The 23,515-nt window shown below is 64.7% G+C and carries 25 protein-coding genes; 11 read left to right on the forward strand and 14 right to left on the reverse strand.

The features are described 5' to 3' along the window. The first annotated feature begins 5 nt into the window (after nt 1-5). From F8S09_RS14655 to F8S09_RS14665, 3 genes are all read left to right on the forward strand, one after another. Nucleotides 6-794, forward strand: a complete 789-nt coding sequence (locus F8S09_RS14655; protein WP_152872219.1) for an IclR family transcriptional regulator — start codon at nt 6-8, stop codon at nt 792-794. Next, nucleotides 791-2,002 (forward strand): M24 family metallopeptidase, encoded by a 1,212-nt coding sequence (locus F8S09_RS14660; RefSeq protein ID WP_152872220.1) that lies wholly within the window; start codon nt 791-793, stop codon nt 2,000-2,002. Before F8S09_RS14655 ends, F8S09_RS14660 begins: the two co-directional genes overlap by 4 nt. Nucleotides 2,003-2,125: 123 nt before the next feature. Beyond that, on the forward strand, nt 2,126-2,407 hold the full coding sequence (locus F8S09_RS14665; protein ID WP_194165368.1) for a transposase: 282 nt from the start codon (nt 2,126-2,128) through the stop codon (nt 2,405-2,407). Nucleotides 2,408-2,456: 49 nt separating this feature from the next. On the opposite strand, the gene F8S09_RS14670 is transcribed toward F8S09_RS14665, so the two are convergent. Then, the gene (locus F8S09_RS14670) at nt 2,457-3,197 is read right to left on the reverse strand and encodes an integrase core domain-containing protein (RefSeq protein ID WP_322618860.1); all 741 of its coding nucleotides are present in this window, start codon (nt 3,195-3,197) and stop codon (nt 2,457-2,459) included. Nucleotides 3,198-3,426: 229 nt separating this feature from the next. Then, nucleotides 3,427-3,846: a transposase gene (locus tag F8S09_RS18360; protein ID WP_227978724.1), complete on the reverse strand. Its 420-nt coding sequence runs from the start codon at nt 3,844-3,846 to the stop codon at nt 3,427-3,429. Between F8S09_RS18360 and F8S09_RS14680 the strand changes: the two genes are divergently transcribed. Next, entirely contained in the window at nt 3,805-4,329 is a 525-nt protein-coding gene (locus tag F8S09_RS14680; protein ID WP_194165369.1) for a DUF5946 family protein, read from the forward strand. The genes F8S09_RS18360 and F8S09_RS14680 overlap by 42 nt on opposite strands. Before the next feature lie 26 nt (nt 4,330-4,355). Here F8S09_RS14680 and F8S09_RS14685 read toward each other — a convergent pair whose 3' ends face one another. Then, the gene (locus tag F8S09_RS14685; protein ID WP_152872222.1) at nt 4,356-5,279 is read right to left on the reverse strand and encodes a MerR family transcriptional regulator; all 924 of its coding nucleotides are present in this window, start codon (nt 5,277-5,279) and stop codon (nt 4,356-4,358) included. A 55-nt stretch (nt 5,280-5,334) separates the two neighbouring features. Between F8S09_RS14685 and F8S09_RS14690 the strand changes: the two genes are divergently transcribed. After that, nucleotides 5,335-6,225 carry a DUF2268 domain-containing protein gene (locus F8S09_RS14690; RefSeq protein WP_152872223.1) on the forward strand — a complete coding sequence of 297 codons (891 nt, stop codon included), beginning with the start codon at nt 5,335-5,337 and terminating at the stop codon, nt 6,223-6,225. Between the two features lie 190 nt (nt 6,226-6,415). Here F8S09_RS14690 and F8S09_RS14695 read toward each other — a convergent pair whose 3' ends face one another. Then, nucleotides 6,416-7,948: a HEAT repeat domain-containing protein gene (locus F8S09_RS14695; protein ID WP_152872224.1), complete on the reverse strand. Its 1,533-nt coding sequence runs from the start codon at nt 7,946-7,948 to the stop codon at nt 6,416-6,418. Nucleotides 7,949-8,195: 247 nt separating this feature from the next. Here F8S09_RS14695 and F8S09_RS17730 point away from each other — a divergent pair, with 247 nt between their 5' ends. Together F8S09_RS17730 and F8S09_RS14705 are read left to right on the forward strand one after the other, a co-directional pair. Further along, nucleotides 8,196-8,483, forward strand: coding sequence for a hypothetical protein (locus tag F8S09_RS17730; protein WP_194165370.1), 288 nt, complete (start codon nt 8,196-8,198; stop codon nt 8,481-8,483). A gap of 320 nt (nt 8,484-8,803) precedes the next feature. Next, a complete protein-coding gene (locus F8S09_RS14705; RefSeq protein ID WP_152872225.1) occupies nt 8,804-10,111 on the forward strand; it encodes a replication initiator protein A in 1,308 nt (435 codons plus the stop codon). Between the two features lie 90 nt (nt 10,112-10,201). On the opposite strand, the gene F8S09_RS14710 is transcribed toward F8S09_RS14705, so the two are convergent. Beyond that, nucleotides 10,202-10,615, reverse strand: a complete 414-nt coding sequence (locus tag F8S09_RS14710) for a hypothetical protein (RefSeq protein ID WP_152872226.1) — start codon at nt 10,613-10,615, stop codon at nt 10,202-10,204. Nucleotides 10,616-10,721: 106 nt separating this feature from the next. Further along, on the reverse strand, nt 10,722-11,594 hold the full coding sequence (locus tag F8S09_RS14715) for a hypothetical protein (RefSeq protein WP_152872227.1): 873 nt from the start codon (nt 11,592-11,594) through the stop codon (nt 10,722-10,724). A 213-nt stretch (nt 11,595-11,807) separates the two neighbouring features. Between F8S09_RS14715 and F8S09_RS14720 the strand changes: the two genes are divergently transcribed. Continuing rightward, nucleotides 11,808-12,059 carry a hypothetical protein gene (locus F8S09_RS14720; protein WP_152872228.1) on the forward strand — a complete coding sequence of 84 codons (252 nt, stop codon included), beginning with the start codon at nt 11,808-11,810 and terminating at the stop codon, nt 12,057-12,059. Nucleotides 12,060-12,196: 137 nt separating this feature from the next. On the opposite strand, the gene F8S09_RS14725 is transcribed toward F8S09_RS14720, so the two are convergent. Beyond that, nucleotides 12,197-12,826 carry a hypothetical protein gene (locus tag F8S09_RS14725; RefSeq protein WP_152872229.1) on the reverse strand — a complete coding sequence of 210 codons (630 nt, stop codon included), beginning with the start codon at nt 12,824-12,826 and terminating at the stop codon, nt 12,197-12,199. A gap of 164 nt (nt 12,827-12,990) precedes the next feature. Here F8S09_RS14725 and F8S09_RS14730 point away from each other — a divergent pair, with 164 nt between their 5' ends. After that, nucleotides 12,991-13,515 carry an HD-GYP domain-containing protein gene (locus tag F8S09_RS14730; RefSeq protein ID WP_152872230.1) on the forward strand — a complete coding sequence of 175 codons (525 nt, stop codon included), beginning with the start codon at nt 12,991-12,993 and terminating at the stop codon, nt 13,513-13,515. Nucleotides 13,516-13,540: 25 nt separating this feature from the next. On the opposite strand, the gene F8S09_RS14735 is transcribed toward F8S09_RS14730, so the two are convergent. The 7 genes from F8S09_RS14735 to F8S09_RS14765 form a co-directional block, all read right to left on the reverse strand. After that, entirely contained in the window at nt 13,541-16,501 is a 2,961-nt protein-coding gene (locus tag F8S09_RS14735; RefSeq protein WP_152872231.1) for a Tn3 family transposase, read from the reverse strand. Between the two features lie 117 nt (nt 16,502-16,618). Continuing rightward, nucleotides 16,619-17,857 carry a S41 family peptidase gene (locus tag F8S09_RS18275; RefSeq protein WP_152872232.1) on the reverse strand — a complete coding sequence of 413 codons (1,239 nt, stop codon included), beginning with the start codon at nt 17,855-17,857 and terminating at the stop codon, nt 16,619-16,621. Beyond that, nucleotides 17,854-18,672, reverse strand: coding sequence for a hypothetical protein (locus F8S09_RS14745; RefSeq protein ID WP_152872233.1), 819 nt, complete (start codon nt 18,670-18,672; stop codon nt 17,854-17,856). The genes F8S09_RS18275 and F8S09_RS14745 overlap by 4 nt, the downstream gene beginning before the upstream one ends. A gap of 98 nt (nt 18,673-18,770) precedes the next feature. Beyond that, a complete protein-coding gene (locus F8S09_RS14750; RefSeq protein ID WP_152872234.1) occupies nt 18,771-19,523 on the reverse strand; it encodes an outer membrane beta-barrel protein in 753 nt (250 codons plus the stop codon). A gap of 2 nt (nt 19,524-19,525) precedes the next feature. Next, nucleotides 19,526-20,158 (reverse strand): C39 family peptidase, encoded by a 633-nt coding sequence (locus F8S09_RS14755; protein ID WP_152872235.1) that lies wholly within the window; start codon nt 20,156-20,158, stop codon nt 19,526-19,528. 211 nt (nt 20,159-20,369) lie between these two features. Continuing rightward, nucleotides 20,370-20,552, reverse strand: a complete 183-nt coding sequence (locus tag F8S09_RS17735) for a cysteine peptidase family C39 domain-containing protein (RefSeq protein WP_194165372.1) — start codon at nt 20,550-20,552, stop codon at nt 20,370-20,372. A 271-nt stretch (nt 20,553-20,823) separates the two neighbouring features. Then, the gene (locus F8S09_RS14765) at nt 20,824-21,282 is read right to left on the reverse strand and encodes a hypothetical protein (protein ID WP_152872236.1); all 459 of its coding nucleotides are present in this window, start codon (nt 21,280-21,282) and stop codon (nt 20,824-20,826) included. A 156-nt stretch (nt 21,283-21,438) separates the two neighbouring features. Here F8S09_RS14765 and F8S09_RS14770 point away from each other — a divergent pair, with 156 nt between their 5' ends. Both F8S09_RS14770 and F8S09_RS14775 read left to right on the forward strand, forming a co-directional pair. Beyond that, the gene (locus F8S09_RS14770) at nt 21,439-22,671 is read left to right on the forward strand and encodes a sensor histidine kinase (RefSeq protein WP_194165373.1); all 1,233 of its coding nucleotides are present in this window, start codon (nt 21,439-21,441) and stop codon (nt 22,669-22,671) included. After that, nucleotides 22,638-23,318: a response regulator gene (locus F8S09_RS14775; RefSeq protein ID WP_152872238.1), complete on the forward strand. Its 681-nt coding sequence runs from the start codon at nt 22,638-22,640 to the stop codon at nt 23,316-23,318. Before F8S09_RS14770 ends, F8S09_RS14775 begins: the two co-directional genes overlap by 34 nt. Nucleotides 23,319-23,515 lie beyond the last annotated feature (197 nt).

Raw genomic sequence — 23,515 nt, forward strand, 5'->3', positions numbered from 1 at the left:
CAGACATGAGTGAAAATATTCAAAGTGTGGAACGGGCTCTCGATCTGATCAACACCATCGTTGAAGCCCAACGTCCACTTGGCATCGCTGAACTCTCTCACGCGATGGAGCTGGCCCCCAGCACCATCCACCGGATGATGCAGACGCTTTCTAGCAAAGGGTATATCCATCAGGACCCCAGCACCAAACGCTACGATATTGGTCCAGAAATCGTGCAGATCAGTCGCTCGTTGTACCTCCGCTACGACTTGGTGCGGCGCGTTCGCCCCTATCTGCAGGAACTGGTTGATCTCACCGGCGAAGCGGCCCATCTGGCAGAGCTCTACGGTACGACCGCCATGTACCTCAGCCAGCTTGAACCCCTCAGCATGGTGCGGATGTTCACGACCCCAGGTTCTGTCGCTCCCCTCTACTGCAGTGATGTCGGCAAGCTGTTCCTGGCCGATCTTCCCCCGGCACGTGTGGACGACATCATTCGCAAAACCGGTCTTCGGCCCCGTACTCCCAACACAATCGTGGACCCGGTGCAGCTTGAGGCCGAGCTACAACAGGTCCGGGATCAGGGCCACGCGGAAGACAATGAAGAGCGTGAAATCGGCGTACGGTGCCTGAGCGCGCCTATCCTCAACGGCGCCGGCAAAGTGATTGCCACCATCGGCATCGCCGGTCCCACTGCGCGAATCACCAAAATCCGTGTGCCTGAGCTTAGTGGGTATGTGAAAGGTGTGGCCCACCGTGCGGCCAGCGACCTGATCTTGCAACCGCAGCAGGACCCAGAACTGAGGCCATCATGATCGCGACCCGACTTGAGATCGGTGCAGTCGAGTATGCAGCCAGGCGTACGCAGCTCGCCCTCACTTTGCAGCAACAGGAACTCGACCTGATGGTCGTGTTTGGCCCCACCCGTGTGGCTTACCTGACAGGCTTTTTCTTTGCGGCCACCGAGCGCCCTGTCGCGCTGCTTCTCAGCAGCGACGGGGCAGTGAGCGTGCTTCTTCCGGACATCGAAGCCAGCCATTTCGCCTCTCAATGCCCGGATCTGCCTGCTCCGGTTACCTACCCGGAATATCCTGGGGGCGGGAGCGGCCGACATCCTCTTCAGGTGCTGGGTGCGCACCTGCGCCAGCAGTTTCCACAGGCACGACGTATTGCGGCGGACCATGACGGCTATGAGAACCGGTGGGGTTACCGTGGTCCCGTGTTATCCGCTGTGTTGGAGACGCCGGTTCGAGTCAAGCTTGAGTTGATCGACGATCAACGGGCCGTGAAAAGTCCCGCCGAGGTTGCCCTCATCCGTGAGGCTTGCCGCTGGGGCGACCATGCACACCGGTTGATGCAAGACGCCATCACTGTGGGCAGCAATGAACTGCTGGTGTCCCATGGAGCCAGTCTGCAGGCCACCCGCGAGATGCTGGAATCGCTCGGCGACGCCTATGTGCCGAAAGCCCGAGAGGGTCTGCCTGCCAATACCATGTTCATCACCGGTGCCAACACCGCTTACCCCCACGGCCTGCACCGCAACACGGGCGTGCGTGTCAGCGATGTTCTTGTCACTGGTGCCTACGGGACTGTTGGTGGGTACGAGAGTGAACTTGAACGCACCATGCACGTGGGTGAGCCAACGCTCCAATTTGTGGAGTATTTCGAGGCTATGGTGGCTGCCCAAGATGTCGCATTGCAGGCAATCCGGCCGGGCCGTACGTGCGCTTCCGTTGAAACGGAGGTTCGGCAGTTTATTCGTGACGAGCTCGGCCTTGACCATTTGGTGCGTCATCACACCGGGCATGCCTTCGGCCTAGAAGGGCACGAGCACCCCTTTCTGGACCTGGATGATCCGACCCCCATCCTCCCCGGCATGATTTTTTCGGTTGAGCCTGGTTTGTATGTACCTGACTTGGCCGGCTTCCGGCACTCGGATACCATCGTGGTCACAGAGGACGGGGCAGAGCGGCTCAGTCTCTACCCCCGCGACCTGGACAGCCTGATCATCCACCCCGCGTAGAGCCTGCGAGGAGGGATGAGTCCTTACCCCCCTTCCGGCTGGAGTGCCCCCCGAAAACTGGACGGTCAGGACTAGAGACTCAGGCTCGCCCCCAGCCCTAGGCTGGAAAGCGAGGCGACCTCTGTGAAAACCCGTCAGTTCTCCGAAGACCAGATCATCAAGCTACTCCAGGACGCCAAAAAGGGCGACAAACCGGTCGAGGAGCTGTGCCGCGACCTGGGATGCAGCACCGCGTCCTACTACACCTGGAAGAAGAAGTACGGCGACACTACCCCCGACGAAGCCAAACGGCGTCTTGGCCAGAACAGCACCCGTATGGGGCTTGGCCGCTTCGTCGCTTGGAGAAGGAGAACGCTCGTCTCCTGCGGATCGTCGGTCAGCAGCGCTTGGAGATTGACGCCATGAAGGACGTGATTCAGAAAAAGCGGTGACGGGTAGTGCTCCAGGAAATCCTTCAAGCAGCGTTGCGAGACTTCGCCACTTCCAGCAGCTTAGCCCAGGGACAGGTGTACCCCAAAGCGGAGTGGAGCCTGACCTGGTTGTACCAGTCACGGAATCGGACGGTCCCATCGCGCAATTCCTGCATGCTCGCGAAGTCCTCGCGGAAGACGAACTCGTATTTCAGCGTTCGGTTGGTGCGCTCCAGAATGCCCATTCCCCCCTTCTGGGATACCTTCGCCCGCACCCAACTCCCCACCTCCTGGCAGGCGTCCTGAAAGGCCGTCGAGGTGAAATCCGAGCCGCCATCGGTCATGACCAGCACCTCCTCTGTGATGCCCAGGTCCCGCAGGACCCGGAGACCCGTGTGCAGCGCGGTCACCGCGCTGCTGGCTGAAAGACTGCGGACGACGTGGAGGTGCAGCAGGCACCGCGTCTCTACGTCCAGCACCAGGTAAGCCCAGCAGATTCCATCTCCCAGGCTGAACCGAGTCGCGTCCACCTGAACTCGACGTCCCGCGGGCCACAAGGCTTCGCTGACGGCTGGGACGGCCTTCTTCCGGGTTTTCCGGGCCAGTGGGGGCTGAAGATTCAGTTCCCCCAAGGCCAGGCGGATGGTGTGCAGCCCCAGGTGCCCAGGAGCAGACAGCTCCTGGGCTGCCGACCGAGCCAGCACCTGATGAAGGCGCCGATAGCCATAAGTGGGATGTTCCAGGGCAGCCTCACGAATTCGTTCCAGGTGGGCCTGCTGCTGCACTTCCCGCTGGGCTTGCCCAGCGGCCTGCTGTCGGGTGTCCCGCAACTTCCAGGCGGGAACATCGGCTTCGCGAGCGAAGCTGGCCAGGCTCAGGTGCGGATGGTCTCTGTGGAACTCCTCGTAGACGGCGAGAAGCTGAGCCGGACTCAGAGACCCCGAACTTTTTTTGCAATCTGGAGCGCGAGCTCCTTCTCGCCAACCAGGACTTTCAGGCGTTCGTTCTCGCGTTCTAGCTCGGTTTGACGGTCCCCCTGGCGGTCTCCGGCGAGGCGGGCAGGCCCCATACGGGTGCCGTTCTGCCCAAGACGCGGGCACGGCCTGCCTCCAGGAACTGTGCCTTCCACGTGTGAATCAGGCTCTCGTTGACGCCGTGCTGTCGCGCAGCTTCAGCCACGCTGAGCTGGCCCCCTAGCACTGCCAGGACGATGTGCTCCTTGGTGTCCGTCGGCCAATTTTTCCGTTGCTTTCCCAAGCCAGCCCCTCCAGAGTGCCCGACCCTCGCAAGTGGGCAGGTGATTTTGGAAGGATTTCCTGGAGCATTACCACCTGACGCTACGGCAGGATCAAGGGCCGTTCCTGCTCCAGCGGGCCTGAGTAGATTGGGGAGATGACTCCTGCCTGCCCCGGTTGTGGATTGAAGCTCGACCATGTGGATGGCGTGGCGCCGGAGAACTACAGCGCTTCTCCCGCGTGCTGGGCGACGTATGGGGAGCTGACGGCCTACAACATGCAGCGCGCCGATCCGGGCTTTCTCCACCAATTGGCCGTGGACGCCTACGCCGCACAACATGACGGTCCCAGCTCCAAAGCCATCGCCACGGCGTTCGGTCTCATCGGCCTGTACCTGACGTTCGAGCAGGGCTTCAATGGGCGGGAAGTTCAGCACGCGCACGCGGTGCTCGCGGGATCCCGACACGACTGGCCCCGACTCGCGGCGCCGCCGTCACGTGGGGGCATGACCGTGGCCGATGTGATGGCCGCGCCGGAAGGGGACGAGCGAGATGACCGACTCCGTGAGTGGGCTCGCCAGGTGTGGCTGGCCTGGAGCGAGCATCACGCCATTGTCGGGGGGTGGCTCCCTGACCCGCAGCGGCTGAAGCGCCCCAGTCGCTGGGGGTCAGCTCACCCCTGACCTGGCCAACGATCTGAGGGGCAGGTTCAAGGTGAGGCCGCATACGCCAACGCGTCGAGTAACCAGCGTATCCCCTGGGCGTAGACCGGGGTGTACGTCCAGCCCTTGAGGTGAGCCACCAGCCTCCAGTAACGGTCCATCCGGGGATCGGAGACGGACTGCATGTACTCCAGAAACCAGCGAATGAACTGGCGGTCTGCCTGGCGCCCCATCATCTGGGCGAGCGTTTCCAGGCCTGCCCTCAGTTGGGCCTGGGCCACGGCGTCCGCCGGATCGCGCTGCTCCCCCACCGCCCCCCGCCCCAGGATCAACAGGGCCTGGACCGCGTTGCCCCAGGCCTCCACCTGCTCTGCCGGCACTCCCGGCACCGGCCGCGTCTGATTCCCCAGGGTTCGCTGGAAGCCCGCGTCGGTCACCAGCTCCGCCAACTCCAGCCAGGCTTCCAGCCCCTCCTCGGTGAGGTCTTCGGGCAGGTCTTCCACCGCCGCCCGCCAGACCTCGGGGTGGCCGGTCTGCCCGTCCATGGCGCGTTTCAGGTGGGTGGCCAGGAAGGTTTCACGCTCCAGCGCCCCCAGGCGGGCCAGGTTCTGGAGTCGGCCCAGCCGGGGCAGGATGAACTCCGGTTGGCCGCGCGACACGGCCCGCAGCAGCACCTGCTGGCGTTGCAGCCCCCGCTGCTGCATCTCCAAGACTTCCAACTGCAAAGAGACGGCCTGGGCGGGGGAGCAGGTACCTTCCAGCAGACCCGCGATGGTCTCCAGATCGAAGTGCGCTCCCCGCAGTGCGCGCAGCAGTTCCAACCGGGTGCAGTCCTCCTCCGAGTACAGGCGGTAACCGGAGGGACTGACCCGGGTGGGGACCAGCAGGCCAAGGCGGTCGTAGTGACGCAGGGTTTGCACACTCACCCCGGCGCGTTTCGCCACCTCGCCAATCGTCAGCAGGTCAGCCACCGCTTGACTCTACAACCGTTGTAGACCTCAGGCTGTCTGGTGGAGGTACGGAACCATGACCGTTCAGATCATCGACACCCTGGCGGGTCAAAGAGCCGCCCTGGAAACGGGGTCGCTCGACCTTTTCCGAAGCCGCGTGATGGAACCCATCGCACCGTTCTGGCAAACCATGCTCAGCCGCCGACCCGTGGGCGAAGGGACTACCGATCCTGCCCTGGAAGTGGCGGGTGCCTGGGGATTCTACAGCCCGCTCGATGATCGGGAGGCGGGCCTGGAGGCCATCGCTGCGTTCGAGGCAGCGGGGACGGCCCAGCAGTGCGCAGACGCGGTGCATCGGGGATTTGACGCCCTCGATCCGGGCGGGCACGGCTTCGAGGTGGACCTTCAGTTCGCGTTCCTGCTCGGCCATTTGCGCGTGCTCAAACGCGACTATGGGGCGTACACTGGAGCCCACACGCCGAGCTTTGCGATGGTGACGGGCTGGCCCGATCCCGTGGGCACGCCGCGCTTGCCGGTGGCGGCGGCGCACGAACTCAACCATGTCGTGCGCTTCGCCTACGAGCCGTGGACACCTGAGACCACCGTCGGTCAGTACTTGGTCGCCGAGGGACTGGCCGAGGCCTTCGGGGTCGAGGTGCTCGGTGATCCGGGCCTGGTGGGACCGTACTCGGCGGCCCTCAGCCCCGAGCAGCTCGCGGCGGTCAAACCACGCTTTCGGGACGCGCTGGACCTCAGCGGCTTCCCTGTGTTGCAGGGGTACATTTTCGGGGATTGGGCAGCGGAGCAGTTCGGCTACCCCAAGCAGGGTCTGCCGGATTACGCGGGCTACTCGCTTGGCTATCAGGTCGTGCGGGCCTACCTGAACAACACGGGACGGTCCGCGGCGGAAGCGACGTACGTTCCGTGGCGTGAGATTGTCGAACAGTCAGGGTACTTCGAAGGGTAGAGGCGCGTACAGCTTAAGAACACGGACGCCGTACGGCGTCCATGGTTCGGCCTGGCATTGATTATGCCCAAGATCTGTTGCTGGAGTCCTCTCGGTCGTCCTGAGCCCCCTGGCGACTCTCATGCCGTGTTTTGAATGGGACTCAGGATGGATGCACTACCAGCCTCATTGTCGCGTCCCTCGCTTGAACTCATGCCTGGGTGCGCTGGCCCTGCACGCGGCGCCGTTCGAGCCTCTCGCGAAGAGAACCTGCCTGTTCAGGACGGTCAGCGAGCAGGCGCTGAGCCACTGCCCGCAGCCGGGGGTCCGCCACCTGTGCAGCCTGCTCGATGCCCCGCCGAGCGTCCTCACCCGGAAGATGACCCAGGGCACTGAGGGCCGCGAACCGCACCTCCCAGGTATCGTCCAGTAGGGCTTCGGTCAAGGCTGGCGCCGCGACCGGATCGCCCAGCAACCCCAGAACGTCTGCGGCATGGGTCCGTTTCTGTCCGTCCGGGTGCCGGAGCGTCTCCAGCAACGGACGCAGCGCGGCTTCACCGAATGCCACCAGGGCCGTGCTCAGCGTGGTGCGCCGCTCAGGGTCTGGATGGCCTATACCTGCCATCAGCGTGCTCAGGGCCTCCGGGTTGCCCATCTGTCCCAGGGCGAAGATGGCTTTGCGGGCCACCTCGTCATCCGGGTCGTGAACCACCCGGTTCAAGGCGCCCGCACTCGCGGGATCGGCGATCTTGCTGAGGGTATGGACCGCCTGCAAACGGGTCGCGGCGTCTGGGCTCTCCAGCAACTTAAGGAGGAGCGGCACGGCGTCCGGACCCATCCGCACGGTGGCCCAGGTCAGGTTCTCGCGCACGAAGAAATCCGGCTCACTGCCCAGCCGCCCGATTAATTCCGGCAAGGCTGCCCGGTGCTGAGCGGCCCCCAGGTCCAGGGCTGCCCGGATGCGGACATTCTTGTCAGGGTGGAGGAGGTCAGTCACCGCGCTTGAGTTCGTCATCGTGGCTCCGTCTGGCTGGGAGGACAGGGCCTCCGAGATAAAGGTCCAGGCGGCGTGCAAGTCCGCCGGAAGGTGGTGTTCGTAGGCCTGGCCGATGGCCTGGGCGACCTCGGGGCGGTCAGCCGTGGTCTGCCTGACGAGCTGCTGCCAGCGCGTCGCCAGTGTCTGCGCTTCGGGTGAAGTGGAGGGAAGACTGACCTCCAGCGCCGTGAACACATCGATCAGGAGTGTCTCCCAGTCGTCGCTGCCAGCATCCCGGGGCTGGTTCTGGAGGCTCTGGAGCTGTTCCTCACTTAGGGAAAGCTGGCCCGCGATGTCCTGTGCCGCCTGCATAAAGTGCCCCACCTGCCGGGCAATGCGTTGGGTCAGCGCGATGGTCTGCGCCACCTCGGTCCAGCCGACCTCGGCGGCCCCCTGCAAGGCTCGCAGACGGCGGACCAGTTGGCGCTCCTGGGTGATGCGCGTCTCCAACACCTCAATGTGCTGCCGCAGAGCCTCCTGCGCGTCGTAGGCCGGATCGTCTAGCGCCCGCCCAATCTCTGGCAGGGTCAAGCCCAGCGTTTTCAGGCTCTGGATGTGCAGCAGACGGGTCAGGTCAGTGGGCGAGTACAGGCGGTAGGCCGCCCGGGTACGTCCGCTGGGCTTGAGCAGGCCTAGGGCGTCGTAATGGCGCAGGGTGCGGATGGTCAGACCCGTTCGCCGGGCCAGTTCCCCGATTTTGATGTCCACGGGTACCTCCGACGCTCACCCTAAACCGTGACATTACGAGAGGGTCAAGAGCAGACGGACGCTTCGTGGCTGGGGAGTACGTACGGTGTCCGGAGAGCTGTCCTCGTAGGGTCAGGGTGCGTCACCCCTCAGGATTACGCAGAGTGACCATACCCCGAAGTTTCCCGACTTACGCAGGGGAATGGAACGAGCAGAATTGGGGGGAGAAACGGCTGAATTTCGCGGTCAAATCGGAGAAGCGAACTCCTTGCGCGAGGTCGTGCGGGAGAGGAGCCTGACCCGCTCACTTGAACTCGCGGGCCTGGACTGGGTGGCGACGGACGCGTACCACAACGGGCTCGCGGCGGGCGTCCGCATTCGCCCGGACACGGCGCTCGTGATTCTCGCGGTGCGGTGGATTCCGCACGCGCACAACCTGATCCGGCAGGAAGCCCGCAACCGGGGCGTGCCGTTCGTGATGCTGCCGGGGGGATTGAGCGTGTCCAATGTGGCGTGGCATGTGACCGGGCAGGTGAGTCGTCAGCTCAGCGCGTAAGTCCCACACTTTCCCCGTGCCACTCACAGCCTTCCCCCGTGCGAGTTCCACACTTTCCCCGCAACTCCACCACTGTCTTCCCGCCCTGTTGCCACGTTTTTCCCGCGTAGGGCGCGTTGAAGCCTCCTGTGGCTGCGGGTCAACTGCGTTGCCTGTGCGGGCAAACCCTGGATTTCGGGCGGGAAAAGTGTGGATCTTCTGCGGGAGAAGTGTGGTTCCGGTGCGGGAGAAGTGTGGTACTCCAGGCATCAGATGCCGATGAAATCGAGAAAAACTCCTCGCCTTGAGAGATCATCAGGATCAAAAAGAAGGGGTTGACCATGACTACAATCAAGGGCGTGGACAACGCGCGGATCAACGAACTCGACCTCGCGCGGGCGGGCATCGTGAGTGCGTCCCAGGCCGCACCCAAAGAACACGAGTGGGTGTCCGAATTCGAGGCAAATGGGGTGCATTACCGGGTGGAGGGACACGCGCACCGGGGGAGACCCTATGGGTTGGACGGTGACATCCTGCTGGCGTTGCAAACCCTGTTCTTCCGGGCGGGCTGTCCGGAGAACAACCGCGTGCGGGTGCCTCCAGCGGTGCTGCTCACGATGACCGGCCTGTCACGTTCTGCCAAGGATTACGTTCGGCTGCGCGAGGGGCTGCTGCGGATCGCGTCCGTACGCTGGGAACTCACCACGCGCTCCCTGGGCAAGTACCGTCCAGAGGACAACCGCACGGCCTCCACCGGCCTGATCTCGGACCTGTGGTTGGACAATGATGAAGGGATGGCGCCCCTGCCCGGCGTACGCGTGAGTGCCGACTCCCACGTCGATGTCGTGTTCACGGCCACCTTCGCGGCGTTGATTCGCGACGGCCTGTACCAGATTCTCGACGGGGACTTGATGGCGCGGCTCGGGAGTACGCCCAGCCGCGCCCTGTACCGCTGTCTGGCCGCTCACCGCATCCGGGGGGAGCACCTGACGCAGGAACTGCGGGTGAACCTGCGCGACTGGTTGGAAGCCTGCGGAATGCGGGGGCGAACGGACGCGGCCCTGCGGTCTTTGGAGGCCTCGCACGAACGCCTGATCGCGGAGGGGTATCTGGATGCCGTCGAGGATGAGGGCCGGGGCACGCGGAGATTCCTCACGTACCGCTTCCGTGCGGCGGCGCACCCGGAACTGGTCGCGGAACTCAAGACCCGTGGGGTGGTGCCGGGGGTGGCCGCAACGCTCTCGGCGGATTACCCGGAACGTGTACGCCCGGCGATTCACGCGGTGGAATTCCGCATGCAGGGCGGCTGGAAACCCCGGTCCCTGGCAGCGGCGGTGGTGGATGCGGTCAAAAACCCGGAGAAGTACGGGTACGCCTTGCCGGATGCCTCGCCCGTCGTCAAGCGCAAGCGCCAGGCCAAGCCCCGGCCGGATGCTGCCGTCCCTGGACACAACGTGCCATCAGACCCCCGGGAACTGGTGCGGTCGCTGCTCCGGGTCAAGCTGAAGCGAGAAGCGTCAGCCGCCGCGTTGCAGGCCCTGGCGGAGTTGTCTCCTGAAGGCCTCGCCACGCTGCGCCAGGCGCTGACGTCACAGCCGACCGCACAAGCGTTGGCGTTTACCACGGCCGTGCTCCACGAACCCCTCTGAACAGGCGCCAGCGTGTGTTCGGACCACCCGGCAAAGGGGCACAGGCGCTGTACCCTGCACCAGGCTCCCGCGAACCGGCCCGCGCTCCTCTCAGTGATACGTGCGCTCAGGTCCCGTCAAGGCCAGTTCCCGCACGCCGCACGCGACGACGGACAGCATGACCGCCGTCGCCAGCCCCCCACCCAACCCCAGGTACGCCGCCGTGTGCAGCCCGTAGTACGCGGTCTGCAACGGCGTCGTCCCGCCTCCCCGCACCTGCTGATACTGCGCCCAGCCCTGCCCGGCGATGTTCGCGTGCGGTTGCCCGGCGAGCCGCGCGAGGTCGTCCGCGTGCCGGTCAAGCTGCCGCGCGAAATCCAGCAGGTGTTCCGAGGTCGGAACCGGGTCCCCGACGGCGGGGGCGAGTTCGATACTCGCGACGAGCTGGAGCGCGAGCGCAATGCACGTCTCGAAGGTTTGCTGGTTGTGGTCGTGGGCCGGAGAGGGGACCGTGGAGATCGTCATAGGAGGGCACCAGGGAAGGAGAAGCGGGAGCGTGCGGGCCTGTGGCGTCCATGATGCGGGCTGGCCTGCTCCCGGTAAAGGCCACGCGCGTGCCCTCCCCACTGGGTCATTCCTCCCCCGTGAGCCGCTGGGCGAGTCCGGCCGCGTGCCGCCTGGCCCGCTCCCACGCCTGCCCATTGACGAAGCCGAGGTCCTGGGGGTGCTGCGGGTGATCGCGTAGCCCGCATAGCCTCAGTTCCCGGTGACTGATGTTGCCGACCCCCGCGTTCTTGCAGGCCTTCCAGAGGGGAAGCCGGAAGGCATCGCGGTTTTCGAACCCGAAGATTTTCCGGGAGTCGTCCTCGGTGTGCAGGGGACCGCCTGCCTGGGAGAGAAGGGGTTGGACGGCGGCAATCGCCCGGTCACTGAGGCGGGTGGCGGTGCGGTTGCGGAGCAACAACCCCTGGCTGAAGTCGAAGGCACTCCAGGTGAGGCGTTCGAGTTCGGTGTATTGCAGGGCGTGCTCGTGGATGAGGGTGGCGGCGGCGAAGAGAAGGGGATCGTGCTTTTGGAGGTACGCGAGGAGCTTCTCGATCTCCTGACTTGTCGGGAGTGGGGTGCTGCTGCGCTCGCCGGGAGGAACGTTGTACCCGAGGGCGGGGTTGCGGGTGATGACGTCCTCACGGATGAGGTGCTCGTACATGGTCCGCAACGTGTAGTATCGGGTGCTGATGGTGTTGGCTTTGGCGGTGTTCGGGCCTCGGAGGGTGGTTCGTAGAGGCGCGTCGAGCCAGGCGTGGAAGTCTGGGGGAGGGGAGAGGAGGCCTATGCCGTCGGCGTTCGCTTGCTCGAAGATGGGTTTGAGGTTGGTGATGTACTGGTGGCGGCGGTGGTTGGTGAGGGAGCCCCAGAGCATGGGGACGATGCGTTCGACCTCGTACTGGGAGAAGGCGCGGGTGAGGACTTCGACGTTCTGGGTGGGGATGTGCCAGTCGGTCATGCCTGGAGTATATGGGACTGGGTTTGAGTATCGCCACCATTCCCCCCACCTCCCTGCCCTTTTCCCAGCCCTGGCCCTGGCTCCCGCCTTTCCTCCGGCCGCTCTCTCCCACCCACCTTCCCCCGCACGCTTCAGCACCGGCCAGAGCCTGTGCAGGACCTTCCGATGGAACCTGCTGCCTGGGACGCTCTACACCCGAGCGAGAATGCCCGCATGACCCCGGAACGCACAGAAGACCGCCAATGGGCGTTGATCACCGCCCTGCTCGCTCAGGTGGACGCTCTGGAAGGGCAGTGGCCCGCACAGCGCCTACACGACTTACGCCGGACGCTGCGCACCGCCGATCAAGCGCTGGACGTCCACGGGGAACCCGAGGAAGCGGCCATGATCTTGAGCGAAGTCCCCTGGCCCCCGGCGCTGGAGAGCGCCCTGATGGCCCTGCATGCGGATCTGCTTGGCCCTTAAAGCCCTAGCGCTCGGTGCGTGATGCGGAAGCATGTGATGAAGCATTTGGGGGCACGAACCTCCTGATGCACCCGAAAAGACAGTGCTGCCCACGCATGAGCGTAAGCAGCACGGCATGACACATGCGTGTTATCAATTCATCCGCTCATCACTCTGATGATCAGGACGGCAACAGCAGCTGAAGCAAGGCCGATAATTACTGTCCTGATCATCATGGTTTGCGCCCGCTTGAGAGTCGCCAGCACATCCTGAGTCTTTGCGACGACGATACGGGCGTTGGGATCGTCATCCTGACCCTTCTCCTGATCGTGCTTCTTGGGGTATTTCGCCGCACTCTTTAGCAGGGATTCAGCAATCCGGTAAGTATCCTGAACGACGTCAAACCTGGCACCCAGGACGAAAACCATGCCCAGCAGGATGGTGCTGATGATTGCCGTGATCGTCGTGAGCACCTGAGCATTCGAGAGAGCCGCCAGCGTCAGAAAAGGCAGCGCCACAGCAATGTAATTGCCTCCGTTGGTGCCAAAGCGCACCCACAAGGTTTGCTGCTGTGCCAGTTCGGCTTTCAGGAATTCCGCTCCGGCCTCTGCTCTTGCCAGGGTGAAGCCGGGAACGCTGCTGAGGTACTCGACACACTGGTGAAAATCTTTCTCACGGGCTGGCAGGTTCTGACGGCTCGTGCGCTGACGGTAGGCGTCTGCCACGGCGAGAGCTTCTACCGTGAGTGAGGCTGAAGGGATGGACGTTGGGGCGGGAGGCGCCGTCATGAAGACAGTCTACCGGATTACGCTTGGAGCGTAATGGATCACCGCTGAACTGCGCCGCGTCAGTGGAATGTGCGGGTCCGGTGACTGGAGTGTTGTTGCAGCATTTCCTCAAACCTAGTCCCATATACATCGCGACCAACCCGCTCTGCCCCCACCATCCAGATATGCCGCCGGACCTCGACACCCTCCTCCGCGAGCAACCCGACCCCCACCACGCCCAGCGCGTCGCCCACCTCGCCTGCCTCACCGCCCCCCACCTCCGCCTCAACCCCCACCACGCCTTTGTCGCCGGACTCCTCCACGACCTCGGCAAACTCGGCCTCCCCCCCGGTCTGCTGGAGGCCCCCAGGCGCCTGACCCCCCACGAACTCGCCCACGTCCGCCGCCACCCCCGCCTCGGTGCCCAGATGACCGCCCGCCTCTGGCCCGACTGCCCCCCCTGCGTCCTCCACGCCATCGCCTACCACCACGAACGCGAACACGGCGGCGGCTACCCCCACGGCCTCTCCGATCTTCCCCCCCTCACCGCCCTGATCGCCGCCTGCGACGTCTGGGACGCCCTCACCAGCGAACGCCCCTACCGCCCCGCCATCCCCCCCACCGAAGCTCAGGCGCTCCTCGAACAAGAACGCCTCCCCATCACCACCGTCCAGGGGATAGGACAAGATCCGGAAATTTTAGTACGCTAAGGAAAAAGCCCGTCTGCAACGCACTTTACTCGCGTAACGCTCGATAGGCTCCTTTAGCGGGCACCCCTTCGGGGTGCCATACGTAGTCGCCGGTCAGCCCAATGTGCTCCCACCCCAAAGGCGATACGTGCGCCAGCAGCTCGTCGGGCACGTCCATGCCCTCGCCGCGCAGGGCCTCCACCGCGCGCTCCAAATACACCGTGTTCCAGACCGCGATAGCCGTCGTCACGAGATTCAGGCCGCTGGCGCGGTTGCTCTGCGCCTCGAATGACTGATCCCGAATCTCCCCGCTGCGGTGGAAGGCCACCGCCCGTTTGAGGGCGTGCAGCGCCTCCCCTTTGTTCAGTCCTGCCAGCACCCGGCGGCGCAACTCCGGGTCACGCAGCCACTCCAGCGTGAAGAGCGTACGCTGGACGCGGCCCAGCTCGCGCAGGGCCAGCGCCAGGCCATTCTGGCGCGGATACGAGGCGAGCTTGGAGAGCATCAACGAAGCCGTCACCGTGCCTGCCTTGATTGAGGCGGTGAGCCGCCGCAACTCGTCCCAGTGCTCGCGGATCAGGCGTAGGTTGAGCCGCTGGGCCACCAGAGGCTCCAGCAGACCATAGGCCGAGCCGACCTCGGGCGTGTACAGCCGGGTCTCCCCCAGGTCCCGAATTCTGGGCGCAAAGCGGAAGCCCAGAAGGTGGCAGAGAGCGAAGACCTGCTCGGTGTACCCCGCCGTGTCGGTGTAGTGCTCTTCGATCTTCAGCTCTGACAGGTGGTAAAGCAGCCCGTCAAGCACATGCAGCGCGTCACGCACATTGGCGGTAATGACCTTGGTGTGGAAGGGCGCGTACTGGTCGCTGACATGGGTGTAGAACAGGATGCCCGGTTCCCGGCCATACTTCGCATTCAGGTGTCCGAAGGTCTTCCCGCGCCCACCTGTCGGGAAGCGTTGCCCGTCGGAACTGCTCGTCGTGCCGTCTCCCCATAGAGAGGCTAGGGGCAGCTTGGACTGGAAGTTCACCAGCTCGGCGAAACCCGCCGCGTAGGAGTCAGGGCGGAGGAACCAGTCCGCGAGGTACATCAAGCGGCGTGCAGTCATGCCGGGGTCCGGGAAGGCCTCCGCCATCTTGGTCAATCCCAGATTTAGGCCGTCCGCCAGGATGGCAGTCAGCAGGTGGTCATGACGGTCCACCTCCTTCCCACTGTGCAGATTCAGGAAGGCCCCCGTGAAGCGGGTCCAGGCGTTGACCTCTAGCAGCAGGTCGGTGATCTTCACGCGTGGGAGTCGCGCGCTCAGCCTGCGCCTCAGAGGCTCCACCTCGTCGGGTACAGCCCGCGTGACCTTCCCGATCCTGAGCCTGCCGCGTTGGACTGACACGGAAGACAGCTCGCCCCTGGCGAGCAGGTCTGCCACCTCACGCAATTGCTCTGTGAGCCTGGGTTCCGTGGCCGCCCAGAAGGCGTCAAACGTCTCCGGCAGGTCCAGGGACAGCTCGGAGAGGCGTTTCTGCCAGGTGCCCTGTGGCAGGAGGTAGGCGTCGAGGTCCTTGTACTTCCGGCTCCCGGTGACCCACACGTCTCCGGCTCGCAGCGCGAGCCGCAACTCGTCCAGCACGCACAGCTCATAGGCCCGGCGGTCTATTTCCCCGTCCCGGAACACCTGCCCGGCCCACTTCTGCCGGACAAAGCCGATGGGGACGTGTTCAGGTAAGGTGCGCTTGTTCGCCGCGTACATCTCTTGGAGGAGGTTCAGCGCCTCGACCACGGGCACCGCCTTGCCCTCCGCTTGGAAGGTGAAGGCTGCCAGCAGCCGGGGGGCATAGCTTCGCACCTTCGCATAGCCCTTCATGGCATGGTGCAAGGGGTCGAGTTGTTCGGTACTTATCACCTCCTTCTCCCGCACCGTCTCCACGAGCTGTTGCCAGTTCACGACCGCCTCAATGGCCTGATAGGGGTCGGCCCCCTGCTCCCGCGCGGCGATCACCGCCGCGCACACCGACTTGAAGGTGCCGAACTGCTTGACGAGCGGTGGTCCCTGCTGCCCGAAGATCTCCGCCGCGGCCCGCTCGCCTTCCCGCAGCAGCGACACCATCACGCGGTCGTGCATATCGAGGACGGCATCGGTCAAGGTCTCGGAGAGATCGAACAGCCGGGCCATCAGCGTGGCCCGGCGCCGCCGGGGTTCAAAGTCCGCGAGATGCGAAGCACTCAGCCGCCGGGCTTCCTCCGCCAGATGCTCCAGGCGGCTCTGCGGCAGGAAAGAGCGCAGGTTGTCCTGCACGGGGAAGGTCCGCACGAAGACCAGCTTGTCCAGCAGGGTCAGGATGTGTTTGGGCTTGGGTGCGCCCACAGGCCGCGCCAGCCACGCGAAGCGCGAGACTGGTTCATCGCCCTGGGGCGACAACAGGGCGTCCACCTGGTCGGCGAGGTCGCCCCCCAAGGGCGGATTGAGCACGCCGTAGGTGTGCTGATCGGCGCGGACACGGGCGGAACGAACCAAGCGTTCGAGGACGCTGAAACGCGGCACCAAGAGGTGCCGCCGCCGCACCTCGTCCATCAAGGCACTCATCAGGGCGAAGGGCTGGTCAGTGACGACGGCGACCGTCACCAGCCAGTCGCGCAGCTCCGCACCCTGGTGCCTGGAGAGCTCGCGATATCCTAGCCGCTGGCACAGGGCCGCGAAGTGCTCGCGCCTGGTGGGGTCGCGGGCCGCGTACTGGGTGTAACAGGCCGGGTCTACCCGCAGTTGCTCAGCGAGGAACGCAAGCACTTCCCCGGGCGGTGTCTCACCGGGGCGCAGGGCGCGCCCCAGGTGCCGCAGCACAGTGAGCTGCACAGCGAAGCCCAGCTCGTTGAAATCTCGCCGCCGCTCTCGCACGAGCCGCAGATCGGCGGCGTCGAGCAGGTAGTACCGGGAGAGAATACGTTCATCCGTCTGCGGGAAACGGGTGAACTGGCCGCGCTGAGCCGCCGTGAACAGAGGAGAAGGGTGGGCCGTCATCCCGCCTTCAGGTCCGGCGTCAGAGAAGTGCCCACCCGTGGCAGACCGCCGCCGCTGGACACGCGGAACCCCATGTGGCCCTCACTGGGATGGTGGTCAGGCCCGCCCAGTGAGGTGCTATCTGCTCAGCAGCGTGGCGGCCTGCTCCACCACGCTGTCCCGGCCAGTGCGGGTGAGTCCGGCCAGGTCCACGCTGGCCCCCACCTGCGGCGTGATGCGGGTCCCCAGCGGCTGCTCGCGGGCGTCCAGCATCCGGGCGAAGGTCAGTTGCAACCCCGAGCCATCAGTCAGAGGCACGAAGCGGGTCGCGGTGTCGCCCACTCCGGCGGTGGTCTCCCCGATCACCTGGGTCGAGGGGCGTCCCAGCAGGGTCCGGGTGAGGAACTCGGCGGAACTGGCCGTGCCTTCGTCCACCAGCACCACCAGCGGTCCCGTGTACCGGGCCGGAGTCTTGATCCTGGGCTGTTCCTGCGCCTTGCCGTTCACCAGATACCGGCCCGCGCCGTATCCGATCTTCGCCGTATCGACGCGGGTCTTCAGGAACAGCGGCGCGGGGTCGGTGAACGCCCCGGCGCTCAGCAGGAACTCCTCGACGCGTCCACCACTGTTCCAGCGCAGGTCCAGGATGACCCCCTTGGTTCCCGCCGCCTGCACTTTCCGCAGGGCATCGTGGACCTGCTGCCCCACGCCCGGCGTGTTGAAATGCCTCAGACGCAGCACCGCCAGACCATCAGCCCGCAGGCTCAGGCTGACCGGTGTAACCTGGAGGGGAGCCGCCGTGAGCGCCGTGTTCATCGTCTTCCCCTGCCGCGTCCCCTCGAAGCGGGCGGGTGTGCCCCGGGCCGACGCCCGGCCCAGGGCGGCCTGTCCGGCCTGACCGTCCAGCGCCACGCCGTTCACCCGCCGCAGCACGTCCCCGGCCTTCCACCCGGTCCGCTCGGCGGCGGACCCGGGCAGCACCTCCAGCACCACGCGCCCACCCGTACCCAGGGCCTCCGTGACGGCCCCGAAGGTCCGGCGCTGCCCCTGTTCGCCCAGCAGCAGCTTGCCCACCTCCTCCAACTGGGACGGCGTGTAGAAGTTGGTGTGCGCGTCCTTCAGGTCGCCCAGCATCTGCTCAATCAGCCCATAAGCTTGCTCCGCCGCACACTCGGGCTTGCCGTCGCAGAGCTTCTGCACCTCGGGCAGGTACTTGCGGCGCAGGTCGCCCGCCCGCACATCAGACGGCCCGCTGTAAAAGGAAGCGAGTTGGTAGATCACCTCGTCGAACAGGTCCTGGGCGGTGGCGGCAGGGGCGGGAGCGGCCTGCACGCTGGGGATCAGCGCGAGGGCCAGGACCAGGGCTGCCTTCTTCACTCCGGCACCTTGAACGTGTCGGCAGGCAGCGTCACGTTGATCTGGGTATCCAGGTCCTTGATGACGTACAGCAGGGTGCCGTTCGGCGCGAAGCCCAGCGTCATCCCCGGCACCTGCACGCCGCCGATCTCCTGGAAGTTGCCGTAGACCGAGATGACCTCGCCCAGGCCCTCAATTGGGTACCGCTCGGCCACGATCAATCCCTGAGAGTTCAGCAGGTATGTTGCCTTGACGCTCCTGGTCACCACCTCCAGCACAGTTCCCCGGATGTCCCGACCCTCCACCTTGAGCCAGGTCTGTTCACCCAGGTTCTTCACTGAATCACGGCCCTGGTTGCCCAGCCGCAGGCCGGGGGCGCCATAGAAGAAGGAGTCGGTCAGGCTCTTGGCCTCCTGGCGAGGCAGCGGGACCGTGCCCGACTGGGGCGTGAACACGAACGCGCCCTGGGGCGTGAGGAACTGCTCGTTGACGACTTGCCCGCCCTGGGAGGTGGTGGCCCGCACCCAGCCGTTCGCGTAGTCCACGCTGCTGCTGATGGGCAGCACCAGCACCGGCTGGCCCTGGGCATCCACGAAGGTCATCTCGGACCGCTGCTGCGTGGTGCGGAGTCCCCGGAGCGCCTCGCCCCCGTTGGCCTTCAGTGCCTTGTCCAGTAGGGCGCGGCCATCCTGAGACTGATTCTGGGCGGGTTGCACGGCGGGGACAGCGGGACGGGCGACGGGCGGCGCACCAGCTCCCCCGGCCTGCACGGAACCGGAAAGCAGCAGCGCGGAGAGGGTAGCGGCAGACAGCAGGTGACGGGCGATCATCTTCATGCCCTGACGCTACCGGGCAGCGCACACCCTGCCTATGCACCAACGGCCTATATCGAAAGACATAGGCCGTATGCAGGTGCAGTGGAAATGGGCCGACCTCAAGGGCGGTACAGGTAGGTCACGCTCAGGCCGGTGGTCGTGCGGCCCCCGGTGACGTTCAGGGTCGTGCGGGCTTGAAGGCTGTTCTGCTCGTCGAGCTTGTACGCCCCGCCCAGTCCCAGCGTGGTTGAGGGAACGGTCAGGGTGCCAAAGGTCAGACTCTGAATGGCATCCGCCCGCAGCGTCACGGCCTCGTTCACCACGAAGCCGACGCCCAGCCCAGCGCTGAGGGACGGCGCCCCCTCGCTACGCCAGGTTGCGGCCAGCGTGCCGTCCAGAATCACCGGGTCACGCAGCAGCGAGGCGGACGTGCTGCCCGTGACAGCCCAGCCGCCCCCCGCCAGAGGCAGGGACACGTCCAGGCCCACCGCTGGGGCATACCGCCCGCCGAAGGTGTACTGCGCCCCTACATCCAGGCCGTTCCAGTTCACGTCGGACGCCGCAGCCACCATCTCCCCATTCAAGGTCCGGGTTCTGGCTCCCCCGATACCGGTGGAGGCCGTCACCGCGAAGCGTTCTGTCACGTTGTAGCTGGCGCTGAGGCCCAGCCCGCCCGAGACGCTGGAAGTCAGGCCCTCCGGTGTCTGCCGGAGGTCGGGGGCGTATCCGGCACTGATGCTGAAACTGGCGCTGCCCGCGCCCGTCCGGGGCCGCTGGAGGGGGTCGATGGGCTGAAGGGTCTGCGCTCCAGCAACGCTGAGAAAAACGAGCGAGGCCAGCAGCCCCGCCCGCCAGAGGTTGTTCTTGAACATGGTCAGGCTCCTGTTTTCAGACGTTCGATTCGTTCGCGGTACTTGCTGAGTTGCTGCCTCACCTGTGCGCGGGCCTGAGCGGCTTCCGCTTCGGAGGGCTGCGGCATCAAGACAACACCGTTCCAGGCGTTGAGGAAGTTGGCGATGGGTTGCGACCGCACGCCCCAACTGGGATCGGCCAGCAGCACGTTCTGGTCGTCCACTGCCAGCACCAAGTAGTAGTGCCCCTTCGGGTAGACGACGTTCGCCACGACGGGCAGCCCCGCTTCCATCACGCCGCGCAGTTGCTCCAGCGTGAGCTTGTACCCTGCCGAGGGGACGTTCTCGGTGGTCAGGGCGTTCCTGAGCGAGAGCAGGGTGATGCCTTCTACCACTTCCTTGCCGCGTGCCTGCATGTCCGCGACGGAACGCTCGGTCAAGGTTTTTTCGGACACCGGCCGCCCGTAGTAGTGGGTGAGTAGGGTGGCTAGAGCGGCAGGGCCACAGGTGAAGTCCGAGGTCTGGCCGATGACGGACTGGTAGCGGAGGGTGCGGTAATCCTGTCCTTGTGCAGTTGCGCTCGTACCAAAGGCAAGCAGCAGAACAGACACACCTGTCGCAATCCGCAAGCTTCTCAATCTATGGTCCAGACGCATGATTCACCTCTGAAAAACCCTGCTATTCCAATCCGCGAAGACTATTACCAAGATCACTATGCCGAGGATAATTGATTTAATTATCAGGTCACTAGCAAGGAATCCTTCAAACCCTACCCTTCTGCCGTCTATAACGTATCCAATCAAGAGATATGCGACTGATACAACGACATAGGTTAGTCAAAACTTTCCGAAGACCATCTTGACTTCTTCAAAGAGTGCGCCCTTGAAGAGGTGCGTTTCTGCTTTCGGTGATGGAACGCTCGGTAAAGGCTTCCTCGGATGCGGGCCGCCCGTAGTAGTGGGTCAGCAGGGTGGCGAGGGCGGCTGGACCACAAGTGAAGTCGGTGGTCTGGCCGACGACGGACTGGTTTGTCTGGTGAGGAGTATTCATTCCATGCCAGGTCTTACCTTCTAAAGTTGATGAAAAAAGTTAGTAAAAATGAGGTCATTATAGCAGGCACTAACATAGAAGATACACTGTACTTACCCGATAAAGCCCACTGAGCTACTGACATGAAGAAGATCGCAGCTACCAGCAAAATGAGAAACTGTAGTATCTTGCTCACGACATTATCTCCTTTGCCATCAGAGTATTAGGAAAAGTATTACCTGCGGATCAAGCTGCTCTGGAATCCGCAGGCAGTGGAGGATTACAGCAGTTCTTAGAAGAAGGGGGCGATCAGGCCGCCAACAACACCCGTAGCAATCCCTCCCAGGATGCCTGCCCCGACATTTGTCCCAACTTCACTCCAGGTCGTTTTAGTCTCACCTGTCTTGACATAATTTGACAGGGCCTTCGCTCCCTCATTCACAGCCGCGCCAACGCCCCCAATGATTCCACCGGCGGCACCCAGAGTCGAGATAGAGACAGGTCCGCCTTCACCCGTCACCTCATCCAGTTCCTCATCGTTGAGCGCCTGGGGCAGGTTGGACTTGGCGAAGATGGTGGGCGTGGTGTTCAGCGCAGTACTGGTGTAGCTCACGCGGAAGTCCTGGGCAGGAGCCGCCAGAGCTTTACCAGTCTGCACACGGAAGTCCTGCGTGGGAGCAGCCTGCACAGCGGCAGCGCCAGCGGAGGGGACGAGGATCAGGGCCGACAGAAGCAGTGCTTTCGTTTTCATACGTCAGCAATCTACTCAGCGTCCTCCCATCTGCCATCTCCCAGAAGACATAGGCCGCCTATATCTTTCGACGTACGCCCCCGGCAGACGCGCGGCATCATCCTGGACTTTAAACTGTCCTGTCATGCCGTCCTTCCACCTCTCAGAATCACCATGATGGTGCGCGCGTATCTGAACCGCCCGGAGGTCCAGGCGTTTCTCCAACGTCCCCGGGTAACCCCCATCGTGCTGTTCGCGGGCCTGGGCATACTGGTCACCTTCCTGCGCAGCCTGGTCCTCAATCCAGCGGAAACGGCCACACTGCCTCTGTTGGACGCCGGGAGTGTGTTGCTGCGCCTGGTGGTGGCGGTGCTGTGGTTCGCGGCGGTTCTATGGGCCATCCGGCCCGGTGAACGTGGGCGGGCAGAGCAAGCCCTGCTGATCCTGGGCACGCTGGCGTTCTCCATCCTGGCGGTCTGGGTGGACCGCCCGGCGGCGGTGTTGATGGCCACGCCCATCGTGGCGCGTTACTGGTTGACCCTGCGCCAGTCCCTCGGCCTGTTCACGGCCCTGTTCGTCGGCAGCCTGCTGATCTACACCCTGATTCCCCCGCTGCCGACCCTCGCCAGCCCGCAGGAATGGTTCGGTCTGCTGGGGCTGGTGGTCGTCACGTTGACCCAGGGCGGCTTCACCTACGCGGCGTTCGAGTTCATGCTCCAGAACGAGGAGAAACAGGTGTCCCTGCGCCGAGCCTACCGTGAGTTGCAGGCCTACCGGTCGCTGGAATTGCGGCACGCGGCTCTGGAGGAACGCGCCCACCTCTCGCGGGAGCTGCACGACACGCTGGGGCATCAACTGACCGCCCTGCGGCTGGAGGCTCAGCGCGTCCGCAAGCTCCAGCAGAGGGCGGGCGGCACCGATCCCCAGGTCACGACTTCCCTGAACAACGTGATGGCCCGCAGTGGTGAGGCCTTGGAACAGCTTCAGGAGGTGGTGTCCACCCTGAAGGTGCCGCAACTCGACGGCACGCTGCACCAAGCCTTACGTGATCTGGTCCAGACCTGGCCTACCCAGGTAAACCTGAGCCTGGCGCGCGAGGAACCCGAGTTGCCGTCCTCGCATAAACTCGCCCTGTACCGGGGTTTGCAGGAGGCCCTGACCAACGCCCAGAAGCACGCGCCCGGGCAGCCCATCGCGGCCCGGCTGTCCGGGGACGACCGGCAACTCTCCCTCTCCGTCCGCAATCCCCTGAACCTCGCCCGGCACGGCTGGAGCGAACACCGACGCGGGGGCGCGGGCCTGGCCGGACTGCGTTCGCGTTTCGAGGCGCTGGGCGGTTCAGTTCAGGTGACTCAAGACAAGGAGGTCTTCGAGGTATGTCTGACCCTGCCTATCCCCGCCCAGTCGTGACGCCCCTGCGGGTCCTGATCGTGGATGACCAACCGCTCGTGCGGCAGGGTCTGGCCTCACTGCTCGACCTGGAAGACGACGTTCAGGTGCTGGCCCAGGCCGAGAACGGACAGCAGGCCCTGCACCTGGCAGGTGAGTTGCATCCCGACGTGGTGTTGATGGACGTGCGGATGCCGGTGATGGATGGTATCCAGGCGACGGCAGAGTTTCGCCGGAGGAATGGTCCCCCGGTGGTGCTGCTGACCACCTTCGAGGAGGTGGAAGACATGACGGGCGGTCTGAATGCCGGGGCGGCGGGCTACCTGTTCAAGAGCGCGGAGATCGACGAGATTCTGGACGCGCTGTGGCGCGTCCACCGGGGCGAGAAGGTCATCCATCCCCGCGTCGCCCAGGCGCTCGCGCAGCAGTTGCGGGTGCCCGCCCGCCTGGAACCCAGCGGTGCCCTGACCGAGCGCGAGGTGCAGGTGATCCGCGCCCTGGCCGCCGGACAGCCCAACAAACGCATCGGGCAGCAGATGGGGATCAGCGAGGGGACCGTGAAGGTCCATGTAAGCAACATCCTGGCGAAGCTGGGCGCGGGCAACCGCACCGAGGCGGTGCGGCGGGCGATGGAACTGGGGCTGCTAGGGGATGAGACCGGAGGCTGAACCCACTGAGACCCGCAGCGTGGGGTGGCTACGGATGGATCGTTCGCCAGGAGAGGATCTCGGCTGCTCAGGGGCCGTGTTCTCAGCCGACTGCTGTATGGGGTTGTGTCAGGGAAGCACCGCCCACGCGCAAGAGGGTTAGACAGGATCGCCGGGCCTGTCCCCTGCTGGGCCTCATCCGCCAAAGGGGCACCTCC

This window comes from Deinococcus terrestris, from assembly GCF_009377345.1.
GTDB classification, from domain to species: Bacteria; Deinococcota; Deinococci; order Deinococcales; family Deinococcaceae; genus Deinococcus; species Deinococcus terrestris.